The sequence below is a fragment of the Pseudomonas viciae genome (assembly GCF_004786035.1).
Lineage (GTDB): Bacteria > Pseudomonadota > Gammaproteobacteria > Pseudomonadales > Pseudomonadaceae > Aquipseudomonas > Aquipseudomonas viciae.
Map to the genome: position 1 here is coordinate 4,872,721 of NZ_CP035088.1, position 26,459 is coordinate 4,899,179.

General features: G+C 59.5%; 32 protein-coding genes and 1 pseudogene. 27 read left to right on the plus strand and 6 right to left on the minus strand.

What is annotated here, in order from left to right:
- Nucleotides 1–225 precede the first annotated feature (225 nt).
- The 8 genes from EPZ47_RS21395 (at nt 226) to EPZ47_RS21440 (ending at nt 4,435) form a co-directional block, all read left to right on the plus strand.
- The gene (locus EPZ47_RS21395; RefSeq protein WP_135846616.1) at nt 226–810 is read left to right on the plus strand and encodes a hypothetical protein; all 585 of its coding nucleotides are present in this window, start codon (nt 226–228) and stop codon (nt 808–810) included.
- Nucleotides 811–820: 10 nt separating this feature from the next.
- Nucleotides 821–1,105: a phage antirepressor KilAC domain-containing protein gene (locus tag EPZ47_RS21400; protein ID WP_135846617.1), complete on the plus strand. Its 285-nt coding sequence runs from the start codon at nt 821–823 to the stop codon at nt 1,103–1,105.
- Nucleotides 1,106–1,263: 158 nt separating this feature from the next.
- A complete protein-coding gene (locus EPZ47_RS21410) occupies nt 1,264–1,593 on the plus strand; it encodes a pyocin activator PrtN family protein (protein ID WP_135846619.1) in 330 nt (109 codons plus the stop codon).
- Nucleotides 1,594–1,637: 44 nt separating this feature from the next.
- Nucleotides 1,638–2,066, plus strand: coding sequence for a hypothetical protein (locus tag EPZ47_RS21415; protein ID WP_135846620.1), 429 nt, complete (start codon nt 1,638–1,640; stop codon nt 2,064–2,066).
- Complete coding sequence (locus EPZ47_RS21420) at nt 2,063–2,284, plus strand: hypothetical protein (protein WP_135846621.1); 222 nt, start codon at nt 2,063–2,065, stop codon at nt 2,282–2,284. Before EPZ47_RS21415 ends, EPZ47_RS21420 begins: the two co-directional genes overlap by 4 nt.
- Nucleotides 2,281–2,823 (plus strand): phosphohydrolase, encoded by a 543-nt coding sequence (locus EPZ47_RS21425; RefSeq protein WP_135846622.1) that lies wholly within the window; start codon nt 2,281–2,283, stop codon nt 2,821–2,823. Before EPZ47_RS21420 ends, EPZ47_RS21425 begins: the two co-directional genes overlap by 4 nt.
- Nucleotides 2,820–3,404: a hypothetical protein gene (locus tag EPZ47_RS30490; RefSeq protein ID WP_238346668.1), complete on the plus strand. Its 585-nt coding sequence runs from the start codon at nt 2,820–2,822 to the stop codon at nt 3,402–3,404. Before EPZ47_RS21425 ends, EPZ47_RS30490 begins: the two co-directional genes overlap by 4 nt.
- Entirely contained in the window at nt 3,305–4,435 is a 1,131-nt protein-coding gene (locus EPZ47_RS21440; protein ID WP_238346767.1) for a site-specific integrase, read from the plus strand. Before EPZ47_RS30490 ends, EPZ47_RS21440 begins: the two co-directional genes overlap by 100 nt.
- Before the next feature lie 11 nt (nt 4,436–4,446).
- Here the strand turns inward: EPZ47_RS21440 and EPZ47_RS21445 are convergent, their stop codons facing one another.
- Complete coding sequence (locus tag EPZ47_RS21445) at nt 4,447–4,974, minus strand: hypothetical protein (protein ID WP_135846624.1); 528 nt, start codon at nt 4,972–4,974, stop codon at nt 4,447–4,449.
- Between the two features lie 144 nt (nt 4,975–5,118).
- Between EPZ47_RS21445 and EPZ47_RS30495 the strand changes: the two are divergent.
- The 3 genes and pseudogenes from EPZ47_RS30495 to EPZ47_RS21460 all read left to right on the plus strand — a co-directional run.
- A pseudogene (locus EPZ47_RS30495) lies at nt 5,119–5,331 on the plus strand (site-specific integrase); the annotation flags it as partial.
- Between the two features lie 22 nt (nt 5,332–5,353).
- Nucleotides 5,354–5,899 (plus strand): GTP cyclohydrolase I FolE, encoded by a 546-nt coding sequence (gene folE / locus EPZ47_RS21455; RefSeq protein ID WP_010456659.1) that lies wholly within the window; start codon nt 5,354–5,356, stop codon nt 5,897–5,899.
- Between the two features lie 103 nt (nt 5,900–6,002).
- Nucleotides 6,003–6,374 (plus strand): glutathione S-transferase N-terminal domain-containing protein, encoded by a 372-nt coding sequence (locus EPZ47_RS21460; RefSeq protein ID WP_135848049.1) that lies wholly within the window; start codon nt 6,003–6,005, stop codon nt 6,372–6,374.
- A gap of 154 nt (nt 6,375–6,528) precedes the next feature.
- On the opposite strand, the gene EPZ47_RS21465 is transcribed toward EPZ47_RS21460, so the two are convergent.
- Nucleotides 6,529–7,695, minus strand: coding sequence for an aminotransferase-like domain-containing protein (locus EPZ47_RS21465; protein WP_135846625.1), 1,167 nt, complete (start codon nt 7,693–7,695; stop codon nt 6,529–6,531).
- Nucleotides 7,696–7,776: 81 nt separating this feature from the next.
- Here EPZ47_RS21465 and EPZ47_RS21470 point away from each other — a divergent pair, with 81 nt between their 5' ends.
- From EPZ47_RS21470 to EPZ47_RS21480, 3 genes are all read left to right on the plus strand, one after another.
- Nucleotides 7,777–8,208, plus strand: a complete 432-nt coding sequence (locus EPZ47_RS21470; RefSeq protein WP_135846626.1) for a MarR family winged helix-turn-helix transcriptional regulator — start codon at nt 7,777–7,779, stop codon at nt 8,206–8,208.
- Between the two features lie 270 nt (nt 8,209–8,478).
- Complete coding sequence (locus tag EPZ47_RS21475; RefSeq protein WP_135846627.1) at nt 8,479–9,828, plus strand: NCS2 family permease; 1,350 nt, start codon at nt 8,479–8,481, stop codon at nt 9,826–9,828.
- 63 nt (nt 9,829–9,891) lie between these two features.
- Nucleotides 9,892–10,518: a LysE family translocator gene (locus EPZ47_RS21480; protein ID WP_135846628.1), complete on the plus strand. Its 627-nt coding sequence runs from the start codon at nt 9,892–9,894 to the stop codon at nt 10,516–10,518.
- 157 nt (nt 10,519–10,675) lie between these two features.
- On the opposite strand, the gene uraH is transcribed toward EPZ47_RS21480, so the two are convergent.
- Nucleotides 10,676–11,029 (minus strand): hydroxyisourate hydrolase, encoded by a 354-nt coding sequence (gene uraH, locus EPZ47_RS21485; protein ID WP_135846629.1) that lies wholly within the window; start codon nt 11,027–11,029, stop codon nt 10,676–10,678.
- Between the two features lie 413 nt (nt 11,030–11,442).
- Here uraH and puuE point away from each other — a divergent pair, with 413 nt between their 5' ends.
- From puuE to EPZ47_RS21520, 6 genes are all read left to right on the plus strand, one after another.
- Nucleotides 11,443–12,384 (plus strand): allantoinase PuuE, encoded by a 942-nt coding sequence (gene puuE, locus EPZ47_RS21495; RefSeq protein ID WP_135846631.1) that lies wholly within the window; start codon nt 11,443–11,445, stop codon nt 12,382–12,384.
- A complete protein-coding gene (gene uraD, locus EPZ47_RS21500) occupies nt 12,381–12,896 on the plus strand; it encodes a 2-oxo-4-hydroxy-4-carboxy-5-ureidoimidazoline decarboxylase (protein ID WP_135846632.1) in 516 nt (171 codons plus the stop codon). The genes puuE and uraD overlap by 4 nt, the downstream gene beginning before the upstream one ends.
- A gap of 67 nt (nt 12,897–12,963) precedes the next feature.
- Entirely contained in the window at nt 12,964–13,959 is a 996-nt protein-coding gene (alc, locus tag EPZ47_RS21505) for an allantoicase (protein WP_135846633.1), read from the plus strand.
- A gap of 120 nt (nt 13,960–14,079) precedes the next feature.
- Complete coding sequence (locus tag EPZ47_RS21510; protein ID WP_135846634.1) at nt 14,080–14,583, plus strand: ureidoglycolate lyase; 504 nt, start codon at nt 14,080–14,082, stop codon at nt 14,581–14,583.
- 52 nt (nt 14,584–14,635) lie between these two features.
- Entirely contained in the window at nt 14,636–15,937 is a 1,302-nt protein-coding gene (locus EPZ47_RS21515; protein WP_135846635.1) for a urate hydroxylase PuuD, read from the plus strand.
- A 362-nt stretch (nt 15,938–16,299) separates the two neighbouring features.
- Nucleotides 16,300–17,085 (plus strand): outer membrane protein OmpK, encoded by a 786-nt coding sequence (locus tag EPZ47_RS21520; RefSeq protein WP_135846636.1) that lies wholly within the window; start codon nt 16,300–16,302, stop codon nt 17,083–17,085.
- 163 nt (nt 17,086–17,248) lie between these two features.
- On the opposite strand, the gene EPZ47_RS21525 is transcribed toward EPZ47_RS21520, so the two are convergent.
- On the minus strand, nt 17,249–18,409 hold the full coding sequence (locus EPZ47_RS21525; RefSeq protein WP_135846637.1) for a patatin-like phospholipase family protein: 1,161 nt from the start codon (nt 18,407–18,409) through the stop codon (nt 17,249–17,251).
- 37 nt (nt 18,410–18,446) lie between these two features.
- Complete coding sequence (locus EPZ47_RS21530) at nt 18,447–19,379, minus strand: lipid A biosynthesis lauroyl acyltransferase (protein ID WP_135846638.1); 933 nt, start codon at nt 19,377–19,379, stop codon at nt 18,447–18,449.
- Nucleotides 19,380–19,497: 118 nt separating this feature from the next.
- Between EPZ47_RS21530 and minC the strand changes: the two genes are divergently transcribed.
- From minC to EPZ47_RS21565, 6 genes are all read left to right on the plus strand, one after another.
- Nucleotides 19,498–20,235 (plus strand): septum site-determining protein MinC, encoded by a 738-nt coding sequence (minC, locus tag EPZ47_RS21535; RefSeq protein WP_135846639.1) that lies wholly within the window; start codon nt 19,498–19,500, stop codon nt 20,233–20,235.
- Nucleotides 20,236–20,436: 201 nt separating this feature from the next.
- A complete protein-coding gene (gene minD, locus EPZ47_RS21540) occupies nt 20,437–21,249 on the plus strand; it encodes a septum site-determining protein MinD (RefSeq protein ID WP_003179114.1) in 813 nt (270 codons plus the stop codon).
- The gene (gene minE, locus EPZ47_RS21545) at nt 21,249–21,503 is read left to right on the plus strand and encodes a cell division topological specificity factor MinE (RefSeq protein ID WP_003179111.1); all 255 of its coding nucleotides are present in this window, start codon (nt 21,249–21,251) and stop codon (nt 21,501–21,503) included. Before minD ends, minE begins: the two co-directional genes overlap by 1 nt.
- Before the next feature lie 183 nt (nt 21,504–21,686).
- The gene (locus EPZ47_RS21550; RefSeq protein ID WP_135846640.1) at nt 21,687–22,322 is read left to right on the plus strand and encodes an RluA family pseudouridine synthase; all 636 of its coding nucleotides are present in this window, start codon (nt 21,687–21,689) and stop codon (nt 22,320–22,322) included.
- 142 nt (nt 22,323–22,464) lie between these two features.
- Nucleotides 22,465–23,754, plus strand: a complete 1,290-nt coding sequence (locus EPZ47_RS21555; protein WP_135846641.1) for a M18 family aminopeptidase — start codon at nt 22,465–22,467, stop codon at nt 23,752–23,754.
- Between the two features lie 228 nt (nt 23,755–23,982).
- Nucleotides 23,983–24,165 (plus strand): hypothetical protein, encoded by a 183-nt coding sequence (locus EPZ47_RS21565; RefSeq protein WP_135846643.1) that lies wholly within the window; start codon nt 23,983–23,985, stop codon nt 24,163–24,165.
- Between the two features lie 7 nt (nt 24,166–24,172).
- On the opposite strand, the gene EPZ47_RS21570 is transcribed toward EPZ47_RS21565, so the two are convergent.
- On the minus strand, nt 24,173–24,904 hold the full coding sequence (locus EPZ47_RS21570) for a UTRA domain-containing protein (protein ID WP_135846644.1): 732 nt from the start codon (nt 24,902–24,904) through the stop codon (nt 24,173–24,175).
- 349 nt (nt 24,905–25,253) lie between these two features.
- On the opposite strand from EPZ47_RS21570, the gene EPZ47_RS21575 reads away from it, so the two are divergent.
- Nucleotides 25,254–26,321 (plus strand): ABC transporter substrate-binding protein, encoded by a 1,068-nt coding sequence (locus tag EPZ47_RS21575; protein WP_135846645.1) that lies wholly within the window; start codon nt 25,254–25,256, stop codon nt 26,319–26,321.
- Nucleotides 26,322–26,459 lie beyond the last annotated feature (138 nt).

The window sequence follows — 26,459 nt, forward strand, 5'->3', positions numbered from 1 at the left end:
ACACAACGCGTGATATTTGCCTCACTCTTCCACCACAGAGCGAGGCAAAATCATGCACACCACAGCATCCCTGCACGTCCATCCGGCCGTTGCCGACCTATCCCGCATCTTCGAAGTAAGGCGCCTGGCCCGCATTTACGGCTGCACCTTCATCCCTTCTAAACCTAAGCAACACGCCCGTACCGAACCGACTTCCTTCGATCCAAACGACGGAGGCCGGGCGGCATGAGCAAATTCCTGATCGACAATCGCACACTGACATTGCTCAGCGCCCAGGTGAACCTGAGCGGAACTTTCAATCACACCCTTCGGCGACTGTATCGACGCGATGTGTTGGCGTTTCGGCTAAAAGTTGAACGCAACAAGACCGACAGCACCTTCACCGTTGAGCTGGGCTCAGAGCGCCACACGCTGACCGTGCCCAACACCAAAAAAACTCACCTGAAGCTCGCCGACTTCATTGAGGAGGTCATCAACGGCCCTTCTGATCTGACGGGCGAACCTCAGCCGAACCGACATGCTGAACGCGAGTACGGCGCTTTCAGTAGCCAGCAGCGGGAACAGGTTTACAGACTAGTTTCCACAGGTGGGTTTATCGACCTGGACCTGGGCTTTGAACTGCCGATCCGACTCGCCGTGCACAGGACTCGTACACGCTCGGGCATCACCGTAGTCATGAGCATCGGCGTCAAAAGCCCGCGTACCAAGTGCTTCACCGTGTACGGCACCGACGCCGAGATGTACGAGCAGGTTTGCGAATCCATCAACCACCTGGCTGCGCTGGCGACACCCGCCGCGCACGCAGCTTAGGAGGTTTGACATGGAGCGCAATCTCGAAAAGACCGCCAAACACTTCGGCCTGACCCGCCCCGCCCTAATCAAGCTCATGCGTGAGAAAGGCCTGCTCACCGACCGCAACCTGCCGGCGTTCCCCGTTCGTGACCGTGAATACCTGCGGGTCAAGGACAGTAATTGGTACCACGACACGCTGGGCATGCAGTACAGCCAATCGACCCGCGTCCGGCAGGCCGGCATCCCCTGGCTAGCAGAGCAACTGGGCCTCGACCTTCCTGCCATCCCGGCAGAAAGCCGTGACGTGGCCTAGGGAATACGCCCGCCAGATCATCGCCCTACGCACTCGAGAGGAGCGCAACGCCGCGCTTCTTGAGGTGCCGGAGCATCTGCGCGAGCTAACCAAACGCCACTGCCTGAATGCCTGGAACCACCCGGCCCGACACAAACACATGGAGAGCCAAAAACCTCATGAGTAACCAGCCTCAAAATCCGCTGCGCCTGATGCCGGCACCAGAGACGGCCACCATCGAGCTGCTGTATCGCACCTTCGGCGACGTGCTTATCCCCCTCGAAAAGCTGCGCGTGCAGTACTTCCGCAATATCAACGCTGAGCGATTTTCAGCGGAGATCAACAGCGGACGCATACAGCTTCCAGTTACGACCCTGGACGGTAGTCGTAAGGCCTTGAGGTACGCACACATCCGCCACGTCGCTGCACTCATCGACATCCAGGCGTACAAGGCCGACGAAGTCCACGCGAAGACCCACGCCGACGCAACTGAAGAAACCCAACCGTAAAGGCTGCCACCACCAGCCACCCAAAACCACCTGGAGCACACCACATGACTGCAATTCAAATCTGCGCATTGATCGGCCTGATCCTAGGCTACGGTCTCATCTACTGGACCGGCTATCGAGGCGGCCTTCTTGACGGCCGCGTTGAAGGTCACATGGCAGGTATCGTAGAGGGCACCAACGACGAACGCGCCGCCAACGCCAAAACCATCCGCGAACTGGAGGCATCCCTCCAGTTCATCCGCGCCGATCACAAGCACCTCGCTGCCCACGCGAAACAGCTGGGTGAAAACAAAGCCTTCGGCCCTCAAGAGCGCCAAACGCTTATACAGATCGCCGAAAAACTCAGGCTAGCCTCTGACACTTTCCGCGCCATGAGTTCGAAAGCACAGGCACAGCAGGCGCTCGACCTGCGCGAAAAAGCACTGGGCATGGCCGCTTTGCTGGATCAGGTCAAAGTGGAGGACGCAGCATGAGCCGTCATTGCCCGATGCTACGCCTCTCACCTCAAGATGCCGGCGTGCTGCACCAGCAACACGCCAAAGCCACCGCCGAACTGCGCGAAATGACTCGATTCCGCAAAGAGTTCGAACGGCAACTGTCGCTGCTGATCGGCTACGACGCCCTGCGCAAGTTGCACAAGGACACCCAGAACGCCCTGCTCCTCGTCGACCTGGTAAAGGAGGCAGCATGAACTGGATCCTTACCCGAACCGGCAAACGCTTTGACCTGTTCGAGCCGGACGCCGACATGATCGACCCACGAGACATTGCGCACTCGCTCGCTCATTTGTGCCGCTTCAACGGCCACACCCGCGAGTTCTACAGCGTGGCCCAGCATAGTTGCTTGGTTGCGGATCTGGTGCCGGCCGAGCACAAGCTCGCCGCCTTGCTCCACGACGCCACCGAAGCCTACATCGGCGACATGGTGCGGCCGCTCAAACAGTGGATGCACGCCTACCAGGACGTCGAGACTTGGATCTGGGACCGCATTTGCACCCGCTTCAGCCTCGATCAGGACCTGCCGGTATCCGTCACCCAAGCCGACCTGATCGCCCTGGCCACCGAACGCCGCGACCTGATGCCACCCGACCCGGGCACCTGGGATTGCCTTGTCGGCATCGAACCCGCGCCCGAACGCATCCGGCCGTGGTCACCCACCGAAGCCCGGCTCACCTACCACCAGCGTCTGATGGACCAACTCGCCATTGAGCACCGGAGGAAAGCGGCATGAAGCACGAACAGAACAACACCCAAACCCAGTCCGCTTTGCTCCGCAGCGCCAGTTGGGTCGACGCGCCTGTAAACAACAGTCTCTGCTGCGCAGCAGCAGGCATTACTGCTTCTTTCCAAGCCTCCGCCGAGGCACTTATACCCCACGAAAGGCTGCGCCGGGCAGCAGCATCTGAAGCCACGCTGATAGCTCAGAACCGCCCGCCCGCGCAGCCTGCCTTGGGGTATACGCACTTCGACACCGCAGCGGATCCGCCACCGCTGCAGTACCAAGTGGACAAGATTCCCGAGGACAAAATGGCCGAGTTGGTCGGTACGACCCGCCGAGCATTGCAGGGCAAACGCGCCAGAGGGGTCATCCCTAAAGGGGTCTGGAACACCATCGACAATCGCATCTATTACAGCATCAGGAGATATGAGGCATGGCTCGAAAGCCAATGGGATTGCCCACCGGAGTTGAATTTGTCGGCCAGTCCGTCAGGATTCGCTTCACCTGGAACGGGCAACGCCGTTGCGAAACCCTCCCCTATCCCCAGACACCGAAAGGCATTAAAGCGGCATCCGATCTACGCGCTAACGTAACCAGCCTGATCAAGCATGGCGTTCTCGACGACCAACGCTATGCCGAGCTGTTTCCCAACTCCACTTATGCCACCTACTCGGCTACTCCCCGCTTCGGGGAGTATGCCCAAGAGTGGTTAAACAGTCGGGAGGTCGTAGCAGGCACACGCAAGAACTACCGGGCATCCCTCAATCTGTACTGGATGCCTCACCTAGCCCTGCTACCCGTCGACGGCATTACCTCGGTGCTGCTGCGCAAAATCGTAGCCAGCACTGAATGGAAATCGCCGGGCGTTAAGCGCTCGGCAATCCAGCGACTGACTACGGTGTTCAGCACCGCCGTCAAAGATGGCCTGATCAATCGCAATCCAGTCGAGTCCATTGAGCTTCCCGTGAAAACGAAAAAGCCCATCGACCCCTTCACGATGGCAGAAGCCAACGCCATCATCGAGCACCTCTATAAAACGCTGACTCATTCGATGCGGGTCTACGCTGCTTACTTCGAGTTCGCCTTCTATACCGGAATGCGCCCTAGCGAAATAGCGGCCCTGCGCTGGGACGAGGTAGACAAGCAGAAACGCTTAGCCACCGTGTGTCGGATCGTCGCGGACTATAAGATCGAGGAGCGCACCAAAACCCGCAATGAACGGCAAGTGATGCTCAATAGCCGGGCCATGCACGCCATTGAGGTCGCCGAGCAAATCGCCGAACAACGTGCGAAACAGAGCCGTAGAAAGCACGCGAAGTCTCCCTATGTGTTCCCACCCACGAAGAATTTTGAGTTCATCCAGCAGTCCAGCGTCACCGACAAGCATTTTCAGGCGGCTCTGACCGAATTAGAGATTCGCGCCCGTCGGCAATACAACTGCCGACACACATACGCCACCATGTGCCTCATGGCGGGGATGAATCCCGCATTTATTGCCACTCAGTTGGGTCACAGTGTTCAGATGTTACTTACAACCTATGCACGATGGATAAACTCCAATACCGACTGGAGTGAGCTTAGTAAATTGGAGAACAATATTAATAGCTTTAATGCTCAGCAATAGAATCAGCTAATTTAACCCTTAAAGGCCTCAACCGCTTCACACCAAGGTCCGCTTGAAAGCGCTGGGACAGTAGCCGCTGGCTGCCTTGAATTTAGTTTGACTTTCTGGATCAAGAAGGCCGAGGCGGTTAAAACATCCCTTCGCACCTCAACATCACAATTATTATAAACATTCTCTAATATAACAGTGTAGGCATCTGATTCATCTGCTCTAAACGTATACGACGTGCTACAGCTACGGGGATGAAAGTTCGCTCCATCAAAGGTGCTACCGACGTATTTTATATAAATAGTCTGATACGGCTTTTTTTCCAATGACACCGTAATATTTCTTTGGGAAGAATTTACCACAATAGATTTAATGCCAAAGCAATCATAACTTTCTTCAAAATAGACAGCTGTAAGCTTATCCTGAGAGGAGCGATTTATTATGTCTAAGGTAATACTAGCTTGAGGTTTTTGTTCTGTTTTAACATTAACAGCACAACCACCCAAGCAAACAACAGTGCACAACGTAAGCGCAGCAATTTTTTTCAACATGGATTCCGTTCCTAAAGGGACTGGCATGGATGGCTATAGGCTATCAGCCTCCCCCCTCTCTGTCTCTATCGATACGAACAGACCGGATCGCGCAGACAGAGGAGCCTCATCACCCGATGAGATTGGATGAATAGCACCGGCCGGGAATACAACTGCCGACACACATACGCTACCATGTGCCTCATGGCGGGTATGAACCCTGCGTTTATTGCCACTCAGCTGGGTCTCAGCGTTCAGATGTTGCTCTCGACCTATGCCCGATGGATCAACTCCAGCACCGACTGGGGCGAACTCGGGAAGCTCGAAAACAGCTTGATTGGTACAAAATTGGTACAGACAGAACAAGTACCCTCCTGAAACCCTTATGGAATCAGCCTCTGTGACACTGGAACAGAACTACACCGCGATTCTCGGCCAACTCGGCGAGGACGTTTCCCGCGAGGGCCTGCTCGACACGCCCAAGCGCGCTGCCAAGGCCATGCAGTACCTCTGCCGCGGTTATGAACAGACCCTGGAAGAAGTCACCAACGGTGCCTTGTTCAGCTCCGACAACAGCGAAATGGTGCTGGTCAAGGACATCGAGTTGTACTCGCTGTGCGAACACCATCTGCTGCCATTCATCGGCAAGGCCCATGTGGCCTACATCCCGAGTGGCAAGGTGCTGGGGTTGTCGAAAGTCGCGCGCATCGTCGATATGTATGCACGTCGCCTGCAGATCCAGGAAAACCTCAGCCGCCAGATCGCCGACGCGGTCCAGCAGGTGACCGGCGCCCTGGGCGTGGCGGTGGTGATCGAGGCCAAGCACATGTGCATGATGATGCGCGGTGTGGAAAAGCAGAATTCCTCGATGATCACCTCGGTGATGCTCGGTGAGTTCCGGGAAAACGCCGCGACCCGCAGCGAATTCCTCAGCCTCATCAAGTAACCCGTCGCATGAAAAAACCGGCATTGATCGCCGGTTTTTTTTCGCCTGTGAAAAATCAGGTAAGCTGCGCGCCCTCTTCTTCCCTGCCGCGAGGCTTAATACCGTGATTGTCAAAGCGCTTCGAGTTGGCCTGGGCCAGCTGATTATCTTCATCGACTTCATCACCCGCCCCGGCAAGAAACAACGCCCGGCCGAGGCCCAGGCGCAGGTTGAACAAGACGCCCGCGGCCTGACGCTGTATCAGTTCCACGCCTGCCCGTTTTGCGTGAAAACCCGCCGCACCCTGCGCCGCCTCAACGTCCCAGTGGCCCTGCGCGATGCGAAAAACAATGAGCAGGATCGTCAGACGCTGCTGGAACACGGCGGCAAGATCAAAGTGCCGTGCCTGCGTATTGAAGAGGATGGCAAGACCACCTGGATGTATGAGTCCAAGGTGATCATTGATTATCTGGATAAGCGGTTTTCTGCGGTCTGATGGTTTTGTGGTGTGTTTTTTCGGCCCCATCGCGAGCAAGCTCGGCTCCCACAGTGGGCCTTGGTGAACGCTAGATTTGTATTCACCATCGTCCCCTGTGGGAGCCGAGCTTGCTCGCGATGGGGCCCGGACAGCCACCACAAAGCCCCTGATATCAAGCCGCTTTTACCGCCAACGCCTCCCGCACCACTCCCGCCAACCGCTTGAGCCCTTCATCCAGCCGCGCCGGATCAATGTGGCTGAAGTTCAGCCGCAAGTGCCCCGGATGCTTGTCCGGCTCCGGGAAGAACGGCTCCCCCGGCATGAACGCAACGTCAGCAGCCAACGCGGCGGCGAGCAAGGTGCGGGTGTCCAGCGGTTGCTTGAGGGTCAGCCAGAAAAACAGCCCGCCCTGGGGCACGTTCCAGTCGGCGATGTCGGAAAAATGCGTTTGCAGTGCGACCTGGAAGCGGTCACGACGATCCCGGTAGAAATCCCGCAACTCACTCAAGTGGTGGCGGTACTGCTCGGTGCCGATCCACTGCAGGGCCTGCCATTGGCCGATGCGATTGGTGTGCAGGTCCGCTGACTGCTTGAGCCGCAGCAGGTGCGGGAACAAATCCGGGCTGGCGATCAGGTAACCCACCCGTAGTCCCGGCAACAGAGTCTTCGACACAGTGCCGGTGTAGATCCAACTGGCCTTCTTCAGCCGACTGACAATTGGCGTGGCGCTGCCGCCGTCGAATGTCAGCTCGCGATAAGGTTCGTCCTCAACCAGGGTTACGCCGAACTCATCCAGCAGCGCCGCCACCGCATCGCGCTTGGCTTCGCTGTAACGCACCGCCGACGGGTTCTGGAAGGTGGGAATCAGGTAGATGAACGCCGGCCGATGCCGCTCCAGGCGGGCCCGCAACTGGTGCAGGTCCGGGCCGTCGGCCTCCAGCGGCACGGTGATGCAGTCGGCGCCAAACAGTTGAAAAATCTGCAACGCCGCCAGATAGGTGGGCGCTTCCAGCATCACTTCAGTGCCGACATCGATGTGCAGCTTGGCCGCCAGGTCGAGGGTTTGCTGGGAACCGCTGACCACCAGTACCTGACTAGCCTCGCAGGCCAGGCCCAACGAGCGCGCCTGCGCCGCCAAGGCTTCGCGCAGCGCAGGCTCACCTTCGCTCATGCCGTATTGGCCCATGGACACCGGCATGGCCTCCCACTCCACCTTCGGCAACATGGCTTCGGCCGGCAAGCCGCCGGCGAACGACATCACTTCCGGGCGCTGCGCCGCCGCGAGGATTTCTCGAATCAAAGAACTTTTGAGGCGCGAGACACGTTCGGAAAAAGCCATGGGATCACCTGTAGCGGGTCGCTGGAATAATGAGTCAAACTGGTTGACCGAAATTACTCCGACCCCTGTGGATACGTCAATATGCTTGACCTTAAAAACCCGACTTCCCAACAAATGGCCATGGAAGCGTTTTTCTTCGGTTACCAGGCGTTCACCGCCAAGGCCGATGAAATGCTCGAGCGTCGCGGCTTGAGCCGGGTGCACCAACGCATCGTTTTTTTCATCGCCCGCTACCCGTCTTTGAGCGTGAAGGAACTGCTGGCCCTGCTCGGCGTGAGCAAACAGGCGCTGAATATGCCGTTGCGCCAGTTGATGGAAATGCATCTGGTGAACAGCGTCGCGTCTGAGACAGACAAGCGTAAGCGGCTGTTGGAACTGACCGCCGAGGGCGAGCGGTTCGAGCAGGCGTTGCGGCGCGAGCAGGTGAAATTGCTGGAGCGGGTGTTTGCCGAGGCTGGGGAGGAGGCGGTGGATGGGTGGTTGGCGGTGAATCTGGCACTGGGCAAGGCCTAGGCTCAGATTGGCTTTGCCTGGACTGGCGCTATCGCGAGCTTGCTCGCGATAGCGCCCGCATGGGGGATATATCCCTATCGCCAGACATTTCGTCGACAGCTCATAAAACATTATTTGCTTTATTTGTATACAAAAGCATAATTCGCTTCGTGCGAGTTCCTGACCAACAGGTCAATAAACATCGCCAGCCTTACCTGCCTCAAAGCCTCGCACCCCGCTCAGGGCGTGCGGGGCTGGAAATAACAATAAAACTCTTGAGGAGTACTCGCTGTGGAAAGCCGCAAACCCGAAGCCCAGACGCTGGACCTTTCGCCGCCACTACGCAGTGGCTGGCTGGAACGCCTCTTCAAACTCAGCTTGCATGGCACCACGGTGAAGACCGAGCTGATCGCCGGCCTGACCACCTTCATCACCATGGCCTACATCATTTTCGTCAACCCCAACATCATGGCCGACGCCGGTATCGATCACGGCGCCGCGTTCGTCGCCACCTGCATCGCCGCCGCCCTGGGTTGCCTGTTGATGGGCTTGTACGCCAACTGGCCGGTCGGCCTGGCGCCGGGCATGGGCCTGAATGCCTTCTTCACCTACACCGTGGTTGGCACCATGGGCTACAACTGGGAAACCGCGTTGGGCGCGGTGTTTGTTTCCGGCGTGCTGTTCATGGTCCTGACCTTGTCGCGGGTACGTGAGTGGCTGCTCAACAGCATTCCGGTGAGCCTGCGGTTCGCCATGGGCGCGGGGGTCGGATTGTTCCTCGGGCTGATCGGCCTGAAAACCGCCGGGATCATCGTCGACAGCCCCGCGACCCTGATCAAGCTCGGCTCGTTGCGCGAACCCGGTCCGCTGTTGGCCGCGGTGTGCTTTTTGATGATCGCCGTACTCAGCTACCACCGCGTGTTCGGCGCGATCCTGATCAGCATCATCGCCGTGACCCTGGCTGGTTGGGGCCTGGGGTTGGTGCAGTACAACGGCGTCATGTCGACGCCACCCAGCCTGGCACCGACCTGGATGGCAATGGACGTCGCCGGCGTGTTCAACGTCAGCATGATCAGCGTGGTGCTGGCCTTCCTGTTCGTGCACATGTTCGACACCGCCGGCACACTGATGGGCGTCGCCCAGCGAGCCGGGCTGGTGAAAGCCGATGGCAAGATCGAGAACCTGTCCCGCGCCTTGAAAGCCGACAGCGCCTCCAGCGTATTCGGCGCGATGGTCGGTGTGCCGCCAGTGACCAGCTACGTGGAAAGCGCGGCCGGTGTCGCGGCAGGTGGCCGGACGGGGCTTACCGCCGTGACGGTCGGTGTGCTATTTATTGCCGCGATGTTCTTCGCGCCGCTGGCCGGGATGATCCCGGCCTACGCCACCGCGGGGGCTTTGATCTACGTCGCCATGTTGATGATGGGCGGTATGGCTCACATCGAATGGGACGACGCGACCGACAGCATCCCAGCCATCGTCACGGCCATCATGATGCCCCTGACCTTTTCAGTGGCCGATGGCATTGCGCTGGGTTTCATCACCTATGTCGTACTCAAGGCCGGCACGGGGAAACACAAGGAAATTTCTGTCAGCCTGTGGGTGCTCTGCGCGATCTTCATCGCCAAGTTCATCTTCTTGTAGGCGCCACATGTTTATCAGCCTCACCCCCGTCGGGTGAGGCTTTCGTGCATCAGGAGCAAAGCAATGAATCTGGAAACCTGGCTGTTGTTCAGCGGCGCCGCCTTGGTGGTGATCCTCATCCCCGGCCCGTTGTCGTTGCTGATGATCGGCAACAGCCTGAACTACGGCCTGCGCCGTTCGTACCCGGCGTTCCTGGGTGGGGTGATCGCTTCGATCTGCCTGTTGAGCGCCTCGGCGTTGGGACTTGGCGCGTTGTTGATGGCGTCGGAACAACTGTTCAGCGCCCTGAAGATTGTCGGTGCGCTGTACCTGTTTTACCTGGCCTGGCAGAGCTGGCAGCAATCGCGTCAACCTGCCCAAGGCGCCGAAGTGCCCCAGACTGCCACCGTCCCGCGTTTTCGCGCGCTGTTTGGGCGGGCGTTCGTGCTGGGCGCCAGCAACCCGAAAGACATCCTGTTCTTTGCCGCTTTCCTGCCGCAGTTCCTGAGCGCCGAGCAAGCGTTCCTGCCACAACTGTTAATCATGATCGCCACCTGGACCGTGCTCGACCTGCTCTGCAAGCTGGCCTACGGCCTCAGCGCCCATGGCGCTGCGCGGTATTTGCGCACGGGCAAGGGACAGAGCTGGTTCAATCGGGTCAGCGCCGGATTGTTCAGTGGGGCGGGCGCGGCTTCGTTGTTGAGCCGCTGAAGCAAGATCAAAAGCTTCGCGATCCGACTTGCTCGCGAAGGCGCCCTCCCGGGCGCCACCTATCCATGGGCGAAAAAAAGCCCGCAGTGTGAGCGGGCGAAAAACCAAAGAAGCTTTATGCGCAGTGGCTTCCAGGATCAGGCAGTTGCTTGGGGGCTCAACTGCCTCGATAGGTTGAATAGGCGTAAGGCGAAAGCAGTAGGGGCACGTGGTAATGCTCCTGCTCGGCTGAAATACCGAAGCGCAGCACCACCACATCCAGGAACGCCGGCTCGGACAACTGGACGCCACGGGCGCGGTAATAGTCGCCGGCGTGGAATTGAATCTGGTAGACCCCGCTACGGTAGTCATCCCCTTGCAACAGCGGTGCATCGCAACGGCCGTCACTGTTGGTCAGCGCGCTGGCGACCAGCTGCAGTTGCGAGCCTTCTACACGGTACAACTCGACCTTGATCGAGCTGCCCGGGCAGCCATGTGCGGCATCCAAAACGTGAGTAGTCAAACGTCCCATTGCTTGTGCGCGCCTCGCTGCAGAACAGTCCGGCCCGACGCCTCCTGAATCAGTTGAAAGACAGACCGCACCGTTTCGGAGCACGAAACGCCACGGCGACGAGCGAATTAAGACACTTTAAAAGAAAATTGTACACAATAAAAAACACATATTTAGGTCACGAGCATTTGAACAATGCTTCATGACCAATCTGAAGCCAAACCAACAGATACGCTACCCTTCCACGGATTAATTGACCAACTGGGCAGGTTTCTTGCAGTGTAGACGAACCCAGGGCAGCGATGAAAAATGCAAAAAATCAGGCTTACAAACCACACATAAAGTTGTATACAATCAGCCCATCGTCGTGACGCCAGCCTGTGATCCATCGCCAGGGCGCCACCTACATGGTTCGAACAAGAAGGAAGACTGCAGTGAGCGCTGACTACCCACGCGACCTGATCGGTTACGGCAGTAACCCTCCCCACCCCCAGTGGCCGGGCAATGCCCGCATCGCCCTGTCCTTCGTGCTCAACTACGAGGAAGGCGGCGAGCGCAACATCCTGCATGGCGACAAGGAGTCCGAAGCGTTCCTCTCGGAGATGGTCGCGGCGCAACCGCTGCAAGGCGAGCGCAACATGAGCATGGAATCGCTGTACGAGTATGGCAGCCGCGCCGGCGTGTGGCGGGTCCTCAAGCTGTTCAAGGAATTCGATATTCCCCTGACCATCTTCGCCGTGGCCATGGCCGCCCAGCGCCATCCTGACCTCATCCGCGCCATGGTCGCCGCCGGTCACGAAATCTGCAGCCACGGCTATCGCTGGATCGACTATCAATACATGGATGAGGCCCAGGAACGCGAGCACATGCTCGAGGCGATCCGCATCCTCACCGAGATCACCGGCGAACGTCCGCTGGGTTGGTACACCGGCCGCACCGGCCCCAACACCCGTCGGCTGGTGATGGAAGAAGGTGGTTTCCTCTACGACAGCGACACCTACGACGACGACCTGCCCTACTGGGAACCGAACACCCCCACCGGCAAGCCGCACCTGGTGATCCCCTACACCCTCGACACCAATGACATGCGTTTCACCCAGGTGCAGGGTTTCAACAAGGGCGACGATTTTTTCCAATACCTCAAGGACGCCTTCGACGTGTTGTATGCCGAAGGCAGCGACGCGCCGAAGATGCTTTCCATCGGCCTGCATTGCCGCCTGATCGGTCGGCCTGCGCGCCTTGCCGCCCTCAAGCGTTTCCTCGAATACGCCAAGGGTCATGAGCACGTCTGGTTCAGCCGCCGGGTCGACATCGCCCGCCACTGGCAGCAGACCCATCCCTGCCCACAGGCGTTGAAATCAGGGGCTTCGAAATGACCGCGTTCCAGACCCTCAAGCCTTCCACCTTGAGCCGCGAAGCGTTCGTCAAAGCCTTCGCCGACATCTACGAACATTCGCCATGGGTGGCCGAAAAGGCTTTCGACCTGGGCCAGGACTCGTCCATCGACCAGATCGAAACCCTGCACCAGCGCATGAGCGACATCCTGTTGAGTGCCGATCACGCCAGCCAACTGGCCCTGATCAACGCTCACCCGGACCTGGCCGGCAAAGCCGCCGTCCAGGGCCAACTGACCGAAGCCAGCACCAACGAACAGGCCGGCGCCGGTATTCACCAATGCTCGAGCGACGAGTTTGCGCGCTTTACCGAGCTGAACGACGCCTACAAGGCCAAGTTCAAGTTTCCCTTCATCATGGCGGTAAAAGGCAGCAACCGGCATCAGATCCTGGCGGCGTTCGAAACGCGCATCCATCACTCGGTAGACACCGAATTCAAATGCGCGCTGGCAGAGATCAACAAGATTGCGTTGTTCCGATTACTGACCCTTTAGCGAGCAGCCCTGAGCCCCAGGCCCCTGCAAGCATCCCCAGCCAACTTATTAAAGGCAGACAAGAAGAATGAAAGCTTACGCCGTACCTTTCGAGAAGTTCGTCAACCTGGCCGACGCCCGCCTCGGCACCAAAATCATCTCGGTCACCGATGACTGGTTCGCCGACGCCAACCGTTTGTTCCAACCGACCCCGGCCGTCTGGAAGGAGGGCGTGTTCGATGACAACGGCAAGTGGATGGACGGTTGGGAATCGCGGCGCAAGCGCTTCGAAGGCTACGACAGCGCGGTGATCCGCCTGGGCGTGGCAGGTTCGATCAAAGGCGTGGACATCGACACCTCGTTCTTCACCGGTAACTACCCACCGTCGGCCTCCCTGGAAGCCTGTTTCCTGACTGAAGGCGAGCCGGACGAAAACACCCAGTGGACTGAAGTGCTGTCGGCGGTAGAGCTGCAAGGCAACAGCCACCACTACCATGAAATCAGTAACGACCAGGCCTTCAGCCACCTGCGCTTCAACATCTACCCAGATGGTGGTGTGGCCCGGCTGCGGGTCTACGGCATTCCGTACCGCGACTGGTCGGCCGTGGGCGACAACGAACAGATCGACCTGGTTGCGGCCCTCAACGGTGGCCGTGCCCTGGCTTGTTCCGACGAACATTTCGGCCGCATGAGCAACATCCTCAACCCTGGCCGTGGCGTGAACATGGGCGACGGCTGGGAAACCGCTCGGCGTCGTACCCCGGGCAATGACTGGGTCATCGTCGCCCTCGGCCATGCCGGCGTCGTTGAAAAAGTCGTCGTCGACACCCTGCACTTCAAGGGCAACTACCCGGACAGCTGCTCGATCCAAGGCGCATTCGTCAAGGGCGGCACCGACAGCCAGATCGAAACCCAGTCGCTGTTCTGGCGCGAACTGCTGCCGAGCCAGAAACTGGAAATGCACGCCGAACACACCTTCGCCGAACAGATCAAAGCCCTGGGGCCGATCACCCACATCCGCTTGAATGTGTTTCCGGATGGCGGGGTGAGTCGCCTGCGGGTACTCGGCAAGGTCTCGAAATAAGGTTGAACCCAATCGCGAGCAAGCTCGCTCCCACATTTGAAATGCATTCCCCTGTGGGAGCGAGCTTGCTCGCAATGGCGACACAACAAACAACACAGAATTCAAGGTAAGAAGACCCGCATGCGCACACTCAAGATCGAACCGTTGACCAAAGAAGCCTTCGCCCCATTCGGTGACGTGATCGAAACCGATGGCAGCGATCACTTCATGATCAACAACGGTTCGACCATGCGTTTCCATCGCCTGGCAACGGTGGAAACCGCCACGCCGGACGACAAGGCGATCATCAGCATCTTCCGCGCCGACGCGTTGGAGATGCCGCTGACCGTACGCATGCTGGAGCGCCACCCGCTGGGCAGCCAAGCCTTCATCCCGCTGCTCGGCAACCCCTTTCTGATCGTGGTCGCGCCACTTGGCGATGCACCTGTATCAGGCTTGGTCCGCGCCTTCGTCACCAACGGCAGGCAGGGCATTAATTACCATCGCGGCGTCTGGCACCACCCGGTGCTGACGATCGAAAAGCGGGATGACTTCCTGGTGGTTGATCGCAGTGGCACAGGCAATAACTGCGATGAGCATTTTTTCCAAGAGGATGAGTGTTTGATCCTCGCCCCCCACCAATAAGAGAAGCGTCCGATCACGCGAAAACAAGCGGGACGGGCGAGAGGTAAAGACTGTGGAAGCACATATGCTGGAATGGCTGAACCTGAGCGTGCGCTGGGTTCATATGATCACTGGCGTGGCCTGGATCGGCGCGTCGTTCTACTTCGTCTGGCTGGAAAACAACCTCAATCGCGTCAATCCAAAAAGTGGTCTGGCTGGTGACTTGTGGGCCATCCACGGTGGTGGCATCTACCACCTGGAAAAATACAAACTCGCGCCACCGTCCATGCCGGACAACCTGCACTGGTTCAAGTGGGAAGCGTATTTCACCTGGATGTCGGGTGTCGCGCTGCTGTGCGTGGTGTTCTATTGGAACCCGACCCTATACCTGCTGGCCCCCGGCAGCAGCCTCAGCGGCCCCGAAGGCGTGGCACTGGGCATCGGCTCGTTGTTCGTCGGTTGGTTCGTCTATTCCTTTCTCTGCGACTCGGCCCTGGGCAAGCGCCCCGCCCTGCTCGGTTTGATCCTGTTTGTGCTGTTGATCGCCGCGGCCTACGGGTTCAGCAAGGTGTTCAGCGGCCGCGGTGCCTACCTGCACGTGGGTGCTGTCATCGGCACGATCATGGTCGGCAACGTGTTCCGCATCATCATGCCGGCCCAACGTGCGCTGGTGGCGGCCATCGCCGAGAACCGCACGCCCGATCCGGCGCTGCCGGCCAAGGGTTTGCTGCGTTCGCGCCACAACAACTACTTCACCCTGCCGGTGCTGTTCATCATGATCAGCAACCACTTCCCGAGTACCTACGGCAGCCAATACAACTGGTTGATCCTGGCCGGTATCGCCGTGGCGGCGGTGTTGGTGCGGCATTACTTCAACACGCGCCATGACAGCAACCGGTTTGCCTGGACGCTGCCGGTCGGTGCTCTGGCGATGATCTGCCTGGCTTATGTCACAGGGCCCAAGCCCATGCCCACCGCACCGGAAGTAGCCAAGGCACCTGGCGTGATCGAGTACCAACCGTTGCCGGAAACGGCAGTGGGCGGCGGTGCAAAACCGGCAACAGCCACGGCCGCACCGGCATCGACACCCACCCAGGCCGCCAACGCCCAGGGCCCATCGTTCGAGAAGGTCCATAGCGTGATCCAGGAGCGCTGCTCGGTCTGCCATTCGGCCAAACCCACCAGCCCGTTGTTCAGCGCCGCGCCGGGCGGGGTGATGTTCGATACGCCGCAGCAGATCCAGCAACAGGCCGCGCGCATCCAGGCTCAGGCCGTGACCACCCAGATCATGCCCTTGGGCAACATCACCCAGATGACCCAACAGGAACGCGACCTGATCGGTGCCTGGATCAACCAGGGCGCGCGGACCAACTGAGCCGCGCCCCAAATTCGCCATGAATGCGCCGTTGCAGGGCACTTGAACCCGTCAGGGCAAGCCCGTACCCTGCGCGGCCGTTCACATCCGGGCACCGTAAAAAAACCATCGAATCCTGACCGAGGCGCCAGCTTATCCCGGCATCACGGGGGATATCGGGCGTCCCTGGAAAACACCTTTTTTCGACTGTTCCAAATAGCTGGACGAGCTTTTTTTCAGGCTTGGCTCAGCTCTTGCTATCAGCATCTGCCACGAGCAAAAAGCTGACCGAACGGATGTTTTTCTCCGTAGAAAAAAGCGCCACACCAAGAGCGCTGATCTGAAAAAAATGGCGGTACCACTTACCTTTGGGAGCAAACCGAATGAAACGTACATGCACCAGCCTGATACTCGCAGGCTCCTTATTGGTCGCAGGCCAGGCGATGGCCGATGACCTGTTCCAATGGCAGAACAACAGCCTGACCTACCTGTACGGCAAGGATTTCCAGGTCAACCCGCGCATCCAGCAGACCGTGACCTTCGAGCACGCCGACGCCTGGAAATACGGCGACAATTTCTTCTTCCTCGATCGGATCTTCTACAACGGCCAGGACGACAGCCAGTCCGGCCCGAACACCTACTACGGTGAGTTCAGCCCGCGCCTGTCGTTTGGCAAGATCTTCGACCAGAAGCTGGAACTGGGCCCGATCAAGGATGTGCTTCTGGCCATGACCTATGAGTTCGGCGAAGGCGACAACGAGTCCTACCTGATCGGTCCGGGCTTCGACCTGGCGATCCCCGGCTTCGATTACTTCCAGTTGAACTTCTACAACCGTCAGACCGAAGGCCCGCGCGCTGGCGACAACGTCTGGCAGATCACCCCGACCTGGGCCTACACCCTCCCGGTGGGTTCATCCGACATTCTGATCGACGGCTTCATCGACTGGGTCGTGGACAACGACACCAGTTCCAAGGGCACCTACCACGCCAACCTGCACATCAACCCGCAGGTCAAATATGACCTGGGCAAAGCGCTGAAGCTGGGCGCCAAGCAGTTGTATGTGGGTGTGGAGTATGACTACTGGAAGAACAAGTACGGGATCGAAGACAGCGACGGTTTCAAGACCAACCAGAGCAACACCAGCTTCTTGCTCAAGTATCACTTCTGATCTGACTCAGTCTCAGGTTAATCCCAGACTTGAAGCCCTGCACACATCCCTTGTGGGAGCGGGCTTGCTCGCGAAGGCGACTGCACATTCAACATCAGTGCAAGCTGACTCACCGCTTTCGCGAGCAAGCCCGCTCCCACAAGGGGCTCGGCTCGGGTTGGGCTCAACCCTGAGACAACCCCAAAAACCGGGTCAGTTCCTCGCGCTGCGCCAACGCATCCTGACGCCCCAACTCGATCAGTTCGCTGCAATACCCCGCCTCGAACAACAAATAACTCAGCACCCCAGCGCCGCTGGTCTTGGTCGCGCCCGGCCCTCGCAGAAACAGCCGTAGCGCGCGGGGCAGCTCCTGGCGATGGCGAGCGGCGATTTCGTCGATGGGCTGGCTTGGCGAAATCACCAGCACCTCCACCGGCGCCGCGCCCAGGGCATGGGCCGGTACATCATCGGGCAGCAGGTGACTGAAGCCGTTCAGGCGCTGAAGCAACTCGATGTCGCTTTCCAGGCTGTCAATGAACGTGCTGTTGAGCATATGGCCGCCAATCTGCGCCAGAGTCGGTTGCAGACCGGTGTAGCTGCGTTCCAAAGGATCTTGCCCGCCGGCAGCACGCGGGTTGCCACTGACACCGATGACCAGTACGCGATTGGCTCCCAGGTGCAAGGCCGGGCTGATGGGCGCCGATTGCCGCACGGCGCCGTCACCGAAGTACTGCGGGCCGATCTTGACCGGCGCGAACAACAAAGGAATCGCCGAACTGGCCAGCAGGTGCTCCACCGACAACTGCGTCGGCACCCCAATGCGACGGTGGCGCAGCCAGGCATCGATGGTGCCGCGCCCCTGGTAAAAGGTTACAGCCTGGCCAGACTCATAACCGAACGCCGTCACCGCCACCGCCCGCAGTTGCTGCTTAATAATGGCCAGCTCGATACCCGAGGCATGGAACTGTGCCTGGAGCAGTTCGCGCAACGGCGAACTGTCAATCAGCGCCACCGGCAACTTGGCCCCCAGGCCCAATAGGCTATGGCTGATGAAGCGCATTGCCTGGCCCACCACGCCCCGCCAATCGCTGCGCATCACCTGATGACTGCGCACCGCTTGCCAGAATGCCGTCAGCCGTTCGACGGCGGTCTTGAAGTCCATCGCCCCGCTCGCCAGGCTGACCGCGTTGATCGCCCCAGCCGAAGTGCCGACGATCACCGGGAACGGATTGCGCGCCCCATCGGGCAACAACTCGGCAATCGCCGCCAACACCCCCACTTGATACGCTGCCCGAGCCCCGCCGCCGGAAAGAATCAAACCTGTAACCGGTTCAGCTGGGGTCATCGCAACACTCCGTGCTCAAGGTGATACTCAAAAAAGCTCAACCGCGCTTGTCGTACAGCTTCGGCTCGCCCGGCGGACGGGTCTTGAAACGCCGGTGGGCCCAGAGGTATTGCTCAGGGCAATCGCGCACCGACTGCTCCACCCATTGATTGATGCGGATGCAATCGGCTTCCTCGGTCTCGCCCGGAAACGCTTCCAGCGGCGCCTGGATCACCAGGCGATAGCCGCTGCCATCGGCCAGGCGCTCCTGAACGAAGGGCACCACCAGCGCCTTGCCCAGGCGGGCGAACTTGCTGGTAGCCGTGACTGTCGCCGCCTGGATACCGAACAATGGCACAAACACGCTTTGCTTGGCGCCGTAATCCTGATCCGGCGCATACCAGATCGCCCGACCGGCGCGCAGCAACTTGAGCATGCCACGCACGTCGTCACGCTCCACCGCCAGGGAGTCGAGGTTATGCCGCTCGCGGCCCCGACGCTGAATGTAGTCAAACAGCGGGTTCTTGTGTTCGCGGTACATGCCATCGATGGTGTGCTGCTGGCCCAGCAACGCCGCGCCGATTTCCAGCGTGGTGAAATGCAGCGCCATCAGGATCACGCCCTTGCCTTCGCGCTGGGCCTGCTTGAGATGCTCCAACCCTTCGACATGGGCCAGCTTCGCCAGGCGCGAACGCGACCACCACCAACTCATGGCCATTTCGAAAAAGGCGATACCGGTGGAAGCAAAGTTTTCCTTGTGCAAGCGCTTGCGCTCGGCAACGGACTTTTCCGGAAAACACAGTTCCAGGTTGCGCCAGGCGATGCGCCGTCGGTCGCCTGCCACCCGGTACATCAGCGCACCGAGCGCACGACCGATCCGCAGCAGCACCGGATAAGGCAACTGAACGATCAGCCACAACAGCCCAAGGCCGCACCACAGCAGCCAGAAACGCGGATGAAAAAAAGCAGCTCGAAAACGCGGGCGATCCATTACAGCTTCCACAAAGACATGGGTCGCGCATTCTACATTGTTCGACCCGGGTTGCGGCTGGCGAACGATCTCGTTATAAGTCTCGGCACTTTTAGTGACAAGCCGTTGTACGCCGACCATGAGCCAAACCGAACCGCTAGACCAAGATCCCGTGTTCCAGCTGAAGGGCAGCATGCTCGCCATTACGGTGCTGGAGCTGGCCCGCAATGACCTGGAAAGCCTTGACCGGCAGTTGGCGGCCAAAGTCGCCCAGGCGCCGAACTTTTTCAGCAACGCCCCGCTGGTGCTGGCCCTGGACAAGCTACCGGCCAGCGAAGGCGCGGTGGATCTGCCGGGCCTGATGCGTGTTTGCCGCCAGCACGGCCTGCGCACCCTGGCGATCCGCGCCAGCCGCATCGAAGACATCGCTGCCGCCATCGCCGTGGACATTCCGGTGCTGCCGCCATCCGGCGCCCGTGAGCGGGTGCTGGAACTGAGCCCGGTGGAAGCGAAGAAAACCCCGGAAAAACCAGCGGAACCCACCATCAAGCCGACCCGAGTCATCACCTCGCCAGTACGCGGTGGGCAGCAGATTTATGCCCAGGGTGGCGATCTGGTGGTGGTGTCCTCGGTCAGCCCGGGCGCGGAACTTCTGGCCGATGGCAACATCCATGTATACGGCCCGATGCGCGGTCGCGCGCTGGCCGGCGTCAAGGGCGACACGAAGGCCAGGATTTTCTGTCAGCAATTGAGCGCTGAACTGGTCTCCATCGCCGGGCAGTACAAGGTCTCCGAAGATTTACGCCGTGACCCACTGTGGGGGGCCAGCGTCCAGGTCAGCCTGTCGGGCGACGTGTTGAACATCATTCGGCTTTAACGGATACTGCCGCATTTTCCAAGCATCTCTAAAACGTAGCGAAAACGGCTTAAACGACGTAGGAAAAAGGATCAGGCAGTGTTTACCGGAGGTAGACCCCGCCCAGCATCCGATTCCAGCCAAGCCTGTCCAATTGCAGCAGTTTTCCAGAGATGTTTTTCAGGGGCTGACAAAGTCCTTTTTCCTTAGGGGTGAAACACCTTGGCCAAGATTCTCGTGGTTACATCCGGCAAGGGTGGTGTGGGTAAGACCACCACCAGCGCCGCTATCGGTACCGGCCTCGCTCTGCGCGGCCACAAAACAGTCATCGTCGATTTCGACGTCGGCCTGCGTAACCTGGACCTGATCATGGGTTGTGAGCGTCGCGTGGTCTACGACTTCGTCAACGTGGTCAACGGTGAAGCCAACCTGCAGCAGGCCCTGATCAAGGACAAGCGCCTTGAGAACCTCTACGTGCTGGCCGCCAGCCAGACCCGTGACAAAGACGCGCTGACCCAGGAAGGCGTGGAAAAAGTCCTGATGCAGCTCAAGGAAGACTTCGAGTTCGTGGTCTGCGACTCCCCGGCCGGTATCGAAAAGGGTGCCCACCTGGCCATGTACTTCGCTGACGAAGCGATTGTCGTGACCAACCCGGAAGTGTCCTCGGTACGTGACTCCGACCGCATGCTGGGCCTGCTGGCGAGCAAATCCCGTCGCGCCGAGAAGGGCGAAGAGCCGATCAAGGAACACCTGCTGTTGACCCGCTATAACCCACAACGGGTCAGCGACGGTGAAATGCTCGGCGTCGAAGACGTCAAGGAAATCCTCGCCGTCACCCTGCTGGGTGTGATTCCCGAATCCCAAGCGGTACTCAAGGCCTCTAACTCCGGCGTGCCGGTGATTCTCGACGACCAGAGCGACGCCGGCCAGGCGTACAGCGATGCCGTCGATCGCCTGCTGGGCAAAACCGTAGAGCATCGTTTCCTCGATGTAACGAAGAAAGGTTTCTTCGAGCGCCTGTTTGGAGGTAGGTAATGAACCTTTTTGACTTCTTTCGTGCCAACAAAAAGCCCAGTACCGCCTCGGTCGCGAAAGAGCGTCTACAGATCATCGTGGCGCACGAACGCGGCCAACGCAGTACCCCTGACTACCTGCCAGCCTTGCAGAAGGAACTGGTGGAAGTGATCCGCAAGTACGTCAACATCGGTAGCGATGACGTGCATGTGGCACTGGAAAGCCAGGGCAGTTGCTCGATTCTGGAACTCAATATCACCCTGCCGGATCGCTGATAGATCCTGCGGGAGCCACGGCGGCTCGGGTCCCCACAGCCCTTTTTTGTGGGAGCGGGCTTGCTCGCGAAGACGGTGACACATCCAATATCAATGTGTCTGAGACACCGCTTTCGTGAGCAAGCCCGCTCCCACAAGGGCCGGGCCCGCGCCGCCGTTGGCGTTTGTTACGAGACTGCTTTAATGCCCCTGTCCAACATCCGCATCATCTATCAGGACGCCGCCGTCCTGGTGGTCGACAAGCCGACCCTGCTGCTGTCGGTGCCCGGCCGGGCCGACGACAACAAAGACTGCCTGATCACCCGCCTGCAGGAAAACGGCTACCCGGAAGCGCGGATCGTGCACCGACTGGACTGGGAAACCTCCGGCATCATTCTGTTGGCCCGCGACCCGGACACTCATCGCGAACTGTCTCGGCAGTTTCATGATCGAGAAACCGAAAAAGCCTACACCGCGTTGTGCTGGGGCCAGCCGGCGCTGGACAGCGGCAGCATCGACTTGCCGTTGCGCTACGACCCGCCGACCAAACCTCGCCATGTGGTGGACCATGAACATGGCAAACACGCCCTGACTTTCTGGCGGGTGCTGGAACGTTGCGGCGATTGGTGCCGGGTCGAACTGACGCCGATCACCGGGCGTTCACACCAATTGCGCGTGCACATGCTGTCCATCGGCCACCCGCTGCTGGGCGACGGGCTCTACGCCCACCCGCAAGCGCTCGCCGCCTGGCCACGGCTGTGCCTGCACGCCAGCATGCTCAGCTTCACCCATCCGCAAAGCGGCGAACGCCTGCGCTTCGAGTGCCCTGCACCGTTCTAAGAGACACCACTGACACTGTGGCGAGGGAGCAAGCTCCCTCGCCACAGGTTCAACAACTCAAGTTCCCCATATACATACCCTCTCCCCTCCCCATCGACCACCAATACGGTAAACTCCCGCCCATTGCTGTCTGGAGCTATTTATGCGCGCAGAGTTGAACCAGGGCCTGATCGACTTTCTCAAGGCCTCTCCCACCCCGTTCCATGCCACCGCCACCCTTGCCCAGCGTCTGGAAGCGGCGGGTTATCAGCGTCTTGACGAGCGCGAAACCTGGGCCACCGAGGCCAACGGTCGTTATTACGTCACGCGCAACGACTCCTCGATCATCGCCTTCAAACTGGGCCGCAATTCCCCGCTGCACGACGGCATCCGCCTGGTCGGCGCCCACACCGACAGCCCGTGCCTGCGGGTCAAGCCGCAGCCGGAACTGCAACGCCACGGGTTCTGGCAACTGGGCGTGGAGGTCTACGGCGGTGCGCTGCTGGCGCCGTGGTTTGACCGCGACCTGTCCCTGGCCGGGCGGGTGACCTTCCGCCGCGACGGCAAGGTCGAAAGCCAGCTGATCGATTTCAAGGCGCCGATCGCCACGATTCCAAACCTGGCCATCCACCTCAATCGCGAGGCCAACCAGGGCTGGGCGATTAACCCGCAGAATGAGCTTCCACCGATCCTTGCCCAGTTCGCCGGCGACGAGCGCGTCGACTTCCGTGCCGTGCTCACCGATCAACTGGCCCGCGAACACGGCTTGAACGCTGACGTGGTGCTCGATTACGAGCTGAGCTTCTACGATACCCAAAGCGCCGCGGTCATTGGTTTGCACGGCGATTTCATTGCCGGCGCGCGCCTGGACAACCTGCTGTCGTGCTACGCCGGCCTGCAAGCTTTACTGAACACCGACACCGACGAAACCTGCGTACTGGTGTGCAACGATCACGAGGAAGTTGGTTCTTGCTCGGCCTGTGGCGCCGATGGCCCGATGCTGGAACAGACCCTGCGGCGCTTATTGCCCGAAGGTGAAGAGTTCGTACGGACCATTCAGAAATCCCTGCTGGTTTCGGCAGACAACGCCCACGGCGTGCACCCCAACTACGCCGACAAACACGACGCCAACCATGGCCCCAAGCTCAATGCCGGGCCGGTGATCAAGGTCAACAGCAACCAGCGCTACGCCACCAACAGCGAAACCGCCGGGTTCTTCCGCCACCTGTGCATGGCCGAAGAAGTGCCGGTGCAGAGCTTCGTGGTGCGCAGCGACATGGGCTGTGGTTCGACCATCGGCCCGATCACCGCCAGTCAGTTGGGCGTGCGCACCGTGGACATCGGTTTGCCGACCTTCGCCATGCATTCGATCCGCGAGCTGTGCGGCAGCCATGACCTGGCGCATTTGGTGAAGGTGTTGAGCGCGTTTTATGCCAGTCGCGAGTTGCCATAGCAGCTAAAAACCCTGTGGCGAGGGAGCTTGCTCCCGCTGGGCTGCGCAGCAGCCCCAAAATCTGCAACTGAATGCACATTTGCCAGTGCTGCGCACTGGAGCGGGAGCAAGCTCCCTCGCCACAATGAGGCCCACCTCAAGATTCGAGGTGGCGATGACATACATCATCACACCCCAGCCAAACCCCAACTAGACTGCCCTTATCCTCCCCCGACAAGGCTGTCTCACATGATTTCCATGTCTGCATTCAACGCCATGCTGGTGCCCATCATCGCCGGCATGATCCTGCTGGCCATCGGCTTCAACTTCCGGGACAAGAACGTCGGGGTCTTTGCCATGTGGATCGGCATGTTGCTGATCCTCGCCACGGTGTTGTTCCGCATCCTGGCCAAGCTCAACGAGTCGACCTGATCTCGCCTCAGGCGCCAGGCGGTTGCTCCGGCACATCCACCCCGACATGAATCGCATCGTGGCGCCAGAATTCCAGGTCACAGTCGATCAACCGCTGGTGCTGGTCATAGTTGACCCGGGCGATCCGCAGCCCGGGGCTGCCCACCGAGACCTTCAGCGCCGCCGCTGCTTCGGGCTGTAAAGAGGTGGGCACGATTTCGAACTTCACCCGACCGTAATGCAAGTCGTAATGGCGGGCATACAGCTCGGTGATGGACTGGTTAAGGTCGAACTCAAGGATGTCCGGAAAGTACTGCGGGTTCAGGTAGTGCTCGACGTACAGCACCAGGCGCTCGTCGATACGCCGCACGCGACAGATCTGGATCACGCTGGACAGCGCCGGCAGCTGCAACCAGGCACACACCGCCGCCGAGGCCGGTTGCAGGCGCGCCGAAATCACTTGGGTAGAAGGCACCCGCCCCTGAGCGGCGACCATGGCGTGGAAATGGCTGCGCTGCATCAGGTTGTAGGCCAGGCGTGGCGGCGAGACAAACCAGCCCCGGCGCTCCTCCCGATAAATCTGCCCCTGGGCTTCAAGCTGCAACAAGGCTTCACGCACGGTGATGCGCGTGGTGCCGAACAACTCACTGAGCTTGCGCTCGGCCGGCAACTTGCTGCCGGGTGCCAGTAACCCATGGTCGAGCTGCTCTTGCAGGACTTGGCCAATGGTTGTCACCGCTTTGGTTGTCTCGATGCGCATCAACGTTACCTATCTGGACTAGACCAGCACTGTTTCAGGGCGAAATCGATGGCGCATCGATCCGCTTCCCGTTCCCGCAAGCCTAGGCACTGCACATGACTGGCAGATGACAGAACCGCCGAACGGTTGTTGCCCAAGCCTGCAAATTAACGGCCAAGTCCTTTCAGATCAGCTGTTTATGCATGGTCTACGCTTAATTCTCAGCCCCTGCGCCCGAGCTTGGCATTTCCTCACACCGCCAACACCGACATCAAAATGTCACAGGGCTTGCCTACATTGGCTCAGGTATTGCTGACCTAGACCAACACAACCGCAATCGCAGCGTTGAAAACGCCCATAGGAGCTTCGGATGAAACAGCTTTTCCTGGCATCACTGTTAGGCTCGACTATCGCCATGTGCACCGCCGCCATGGCTGCTGACACCGATCTGAAAACGTTGGAAGCCGCTGCGAAAGCGGAAGGCGCCGTCAACAGCGTCGGCATGCCCGATGACTGGGCAAACTGGAAAGGCACCTGGGACGACCTGGCCAAACTCTACGGTTTGAAACACATCGACACCGACATGAGCTCGGCCCAGGAAATCGCCAAGTTCGCCGCCGAGAAAGACAACGCCAGCGCCGACATCGGCGACGTCGGCGCGGCTTTCGGCCCGATCGCAGTCAAGCAGGGCGTGGTTCAACCCTACAAGCCAAGCACCTGGGAACAGGTTCCAGCCTGGGCCAAGGATAAGGACGGCAACTGGGCCCTGGCCTACACCGGCACCATCGCGTTCATCGTCAACAAGAAGCTGCTGCACGGCTCCGACGTACCGACCAAATGGGCCGACCTGAAAACCGGTAAATACAAAGTCTCCATTGGTGACGTCAGCACCGCGGCCCAGGCTGCCAACGGCGTGCTGGCAGCCGCGTTGGCCAACGGCGGCGATGAGAAAAACGTCCAACCAGCCCTGTTGATGTTTGCCGAGATCGCCAAGCAAGGGCGCCTGTCCATGGCCAACCCGACCATCGCCACCATGGAAAAGGGTGAAGTCGAAGTGGGTGTGGTCTGGGACTTCAACGGCCTGAGCTACAAGGCCAAGATGGCCAACCCGGATGACTACGTCGTGCTGATTCCGTCCGACGGCTCGGTGATCTCCGGCTACACCACCATCATCAACAAATACGCCAAGCACCCGAACGCCGCCAAACTGGCGCGTGAGTACATCTTCAGCGACGCCGGCCAGATCAACCTGGCCAAGGGCAACGCCCGTCCGATCCGCGCCGAGCACCTGACCCTGCCGGAAGAGGTCAAGGCCAAGCTGCTGCCGAACGAGCAGTACAAAGGCGTGACCCCGATCAAGGACGCGGATGCGTGGGAGAAGACCTCCAAGGCACTGCCGCAGAAGTGGCAGGAAGAAGTGATCATCAATATGCAGTAAGGCGTTAGCTCCCGCTCGGATATCCACTGAGGATCCCTTGTGGGAGCAAGCACTGTGGGAGCAAAGCTTGCTCGCGATAAACGATGACACGGTCTCACAGTTGCACCGTGTCGCCAGCATCGCGAACAAGCTTTGCTC

Coding starts and splice junctions, on each gene's coding strand:
- EPZ47_RS21395 (WP_135846616.1), top strand. CDS start 226: ATGAGCAAATTCCTGATCGACAATCGCACACTGACATTGCTCAGCGCC.
- EPZ47_RS21400 (WP_135846617.1), top strand. CDS start 821: ATGGAGCGCAATCTCGAAAAGACCGCCAAACACTTCGGCCTGACCCGC.
- EPZ47_RS21410 (WP_135846619.1), top strand. CDS start 1,264: ATGAGTAACCAGCCTCAAAATCCGCTGCGCCTGATGCCGGCACCAGAG.
- EPZ47_RS21415 (WP_135846620.1), top strand. CDS start 1,638: ATGACTGCAATTCAAATCTGCGCATTGATCGGCCTGATCCTAGGCTAC.
- EPZ47_RS21420 (WP_135846621.1), top strand. CDS start 2,063: ATGAGCCGTCATTGCCCGATGCTACGCCTCTCACCTCAAGATGCCGGC.
- EPZ47_RS21425 (WP_135846622.1), top strand. CDS start 2,281: ATGAACTGGATCCTTACCCGAACCGGCAAACGCTTTGACCTGTTCGAG.
- EPZ47_RS30490 (WP_238346668.1), top strand. CDS start 2,820: ATGAAGCACGAACAGAACAACACCCAAACCCAGTCCGCTTTGCTCCGC.
- EPZ47_RS21445 (WP_135846624.1), bottom strand. CDS start 4,974: ATGTTGAAAAAAATTGCTGCGCTTACGTTGTGCACTGTTGTTTGCTTG.
- EPZ47_RS21465 (WP_135846625.1), bottom strand. CDS start 7,695: ATGGCTTTTTCCGAACGTGTCTCGCGCCTCAAAAGTTCTTTGATTCGA.
- EPZ47_RS21470 (WP_135846626.1), top strand. CDS start 7,777: ATGCTTGACCTTAAAAACCCGACTTCCCAACAAATGGCCATGGAAGCG.
- EPZ47_RS21480 (WP_135846628.1), top strand. CDS start 9,892: ATGAATCTGGAAACCTGGCTGTTGTTCAGCGGCGCCGCCTTGGTGGTG.
- uraH (WP_135846629.1), bottom strand. CDS start 11,029: ATGGGACGTTTGACTACTCACGTTTTGGATGCCGCACATGGCTGCCCG.
- uraD (WP_135846632.1), top strand. CDS start 12,381: ATGACCGCGTTCCAGACCCTCAAGCCTTCCACCTTGAGCCGCGAAGCG.
- alc (WP_135846633.1), top strand. CDS start 12,964: ATGAAAGCTTACGCCGTACCTTTCGAGAAGTTCGTCAACCTGGCCGAC.
- EPZ47_RS21510 (WP_135846634.1), top strand. CDS start 14,080: ATGCGCACACTCAAGATCGAACCGTTGACCAAAGAAGCCTTCGCCCCA.
- EPZ47_RS21520 (WP_135846636.1), top strand. CDS start 16,300: ATGAAACGTACATGCACCAGCCTGATACTCGCAGGCTCCTTATTGGTC.
- EPZ47_RS21525 (WP_135846637.1), bottom strand. CDS start 18,409: ATGACCCCAGCTGAACCGGTTACAGGTTTGATTCTTTCCGGCGGCGGG.
- EPZ47_RS21530 (WP_135846638.1), bottom strand. CDS start 19,379: ATGGATCGCCCGCGTTTTCGAGCTGCTTTTTTTCATCCGCGTTTCTGG.
- minC (WP_135846639.1), top strand. CDS start 19,498: ATGAGCCAAACCGAACCGCTAGACCAAGATCCCGTGTTCCAGCTGAAG.
- minE (WP_003179111.1), top strand. CDS start 21,249: ATGAACCTTTTTGACTTCTTTCGTGCCAACAAAAAGCCCAGTACCGCC.
- EPZ47_RS21550 (WP_135846640.1), top strand. CDS start 21,687: ATGCCCCTGTCCAACATCCGCATCATCTATCAGGACGCCGCCGTCCTG.
- EPZ47_RS21555 (WP_135846641.1), top strand. CDS start 22,465: ATGCGCGCAGAGTTGAACCAGGGCCTGATCGACTTTCTCAAGGCCTCT.
- EPZ47_RS21565 (WP_135846643.1), top strand. CDS start 23,983: ATGATTTCCATGTCTGCATTCAACGCCATGCTGGTGCCCATCATCGCC.
- EPZ47_RS21570 (WP_135846644.1), bottom strand. CDS start 24,904: ATGCGCATCGAGACAACCAAAGCGGTGACAACCATTGGCCAAGTCCTG.
- EPZ47_RS21575 (WP_135846645.1), top strand. CDS start 25,254: ATGAAACAGCTTTTCCTGGCATCACTGTTAGGCTCGACTATCGCCATG.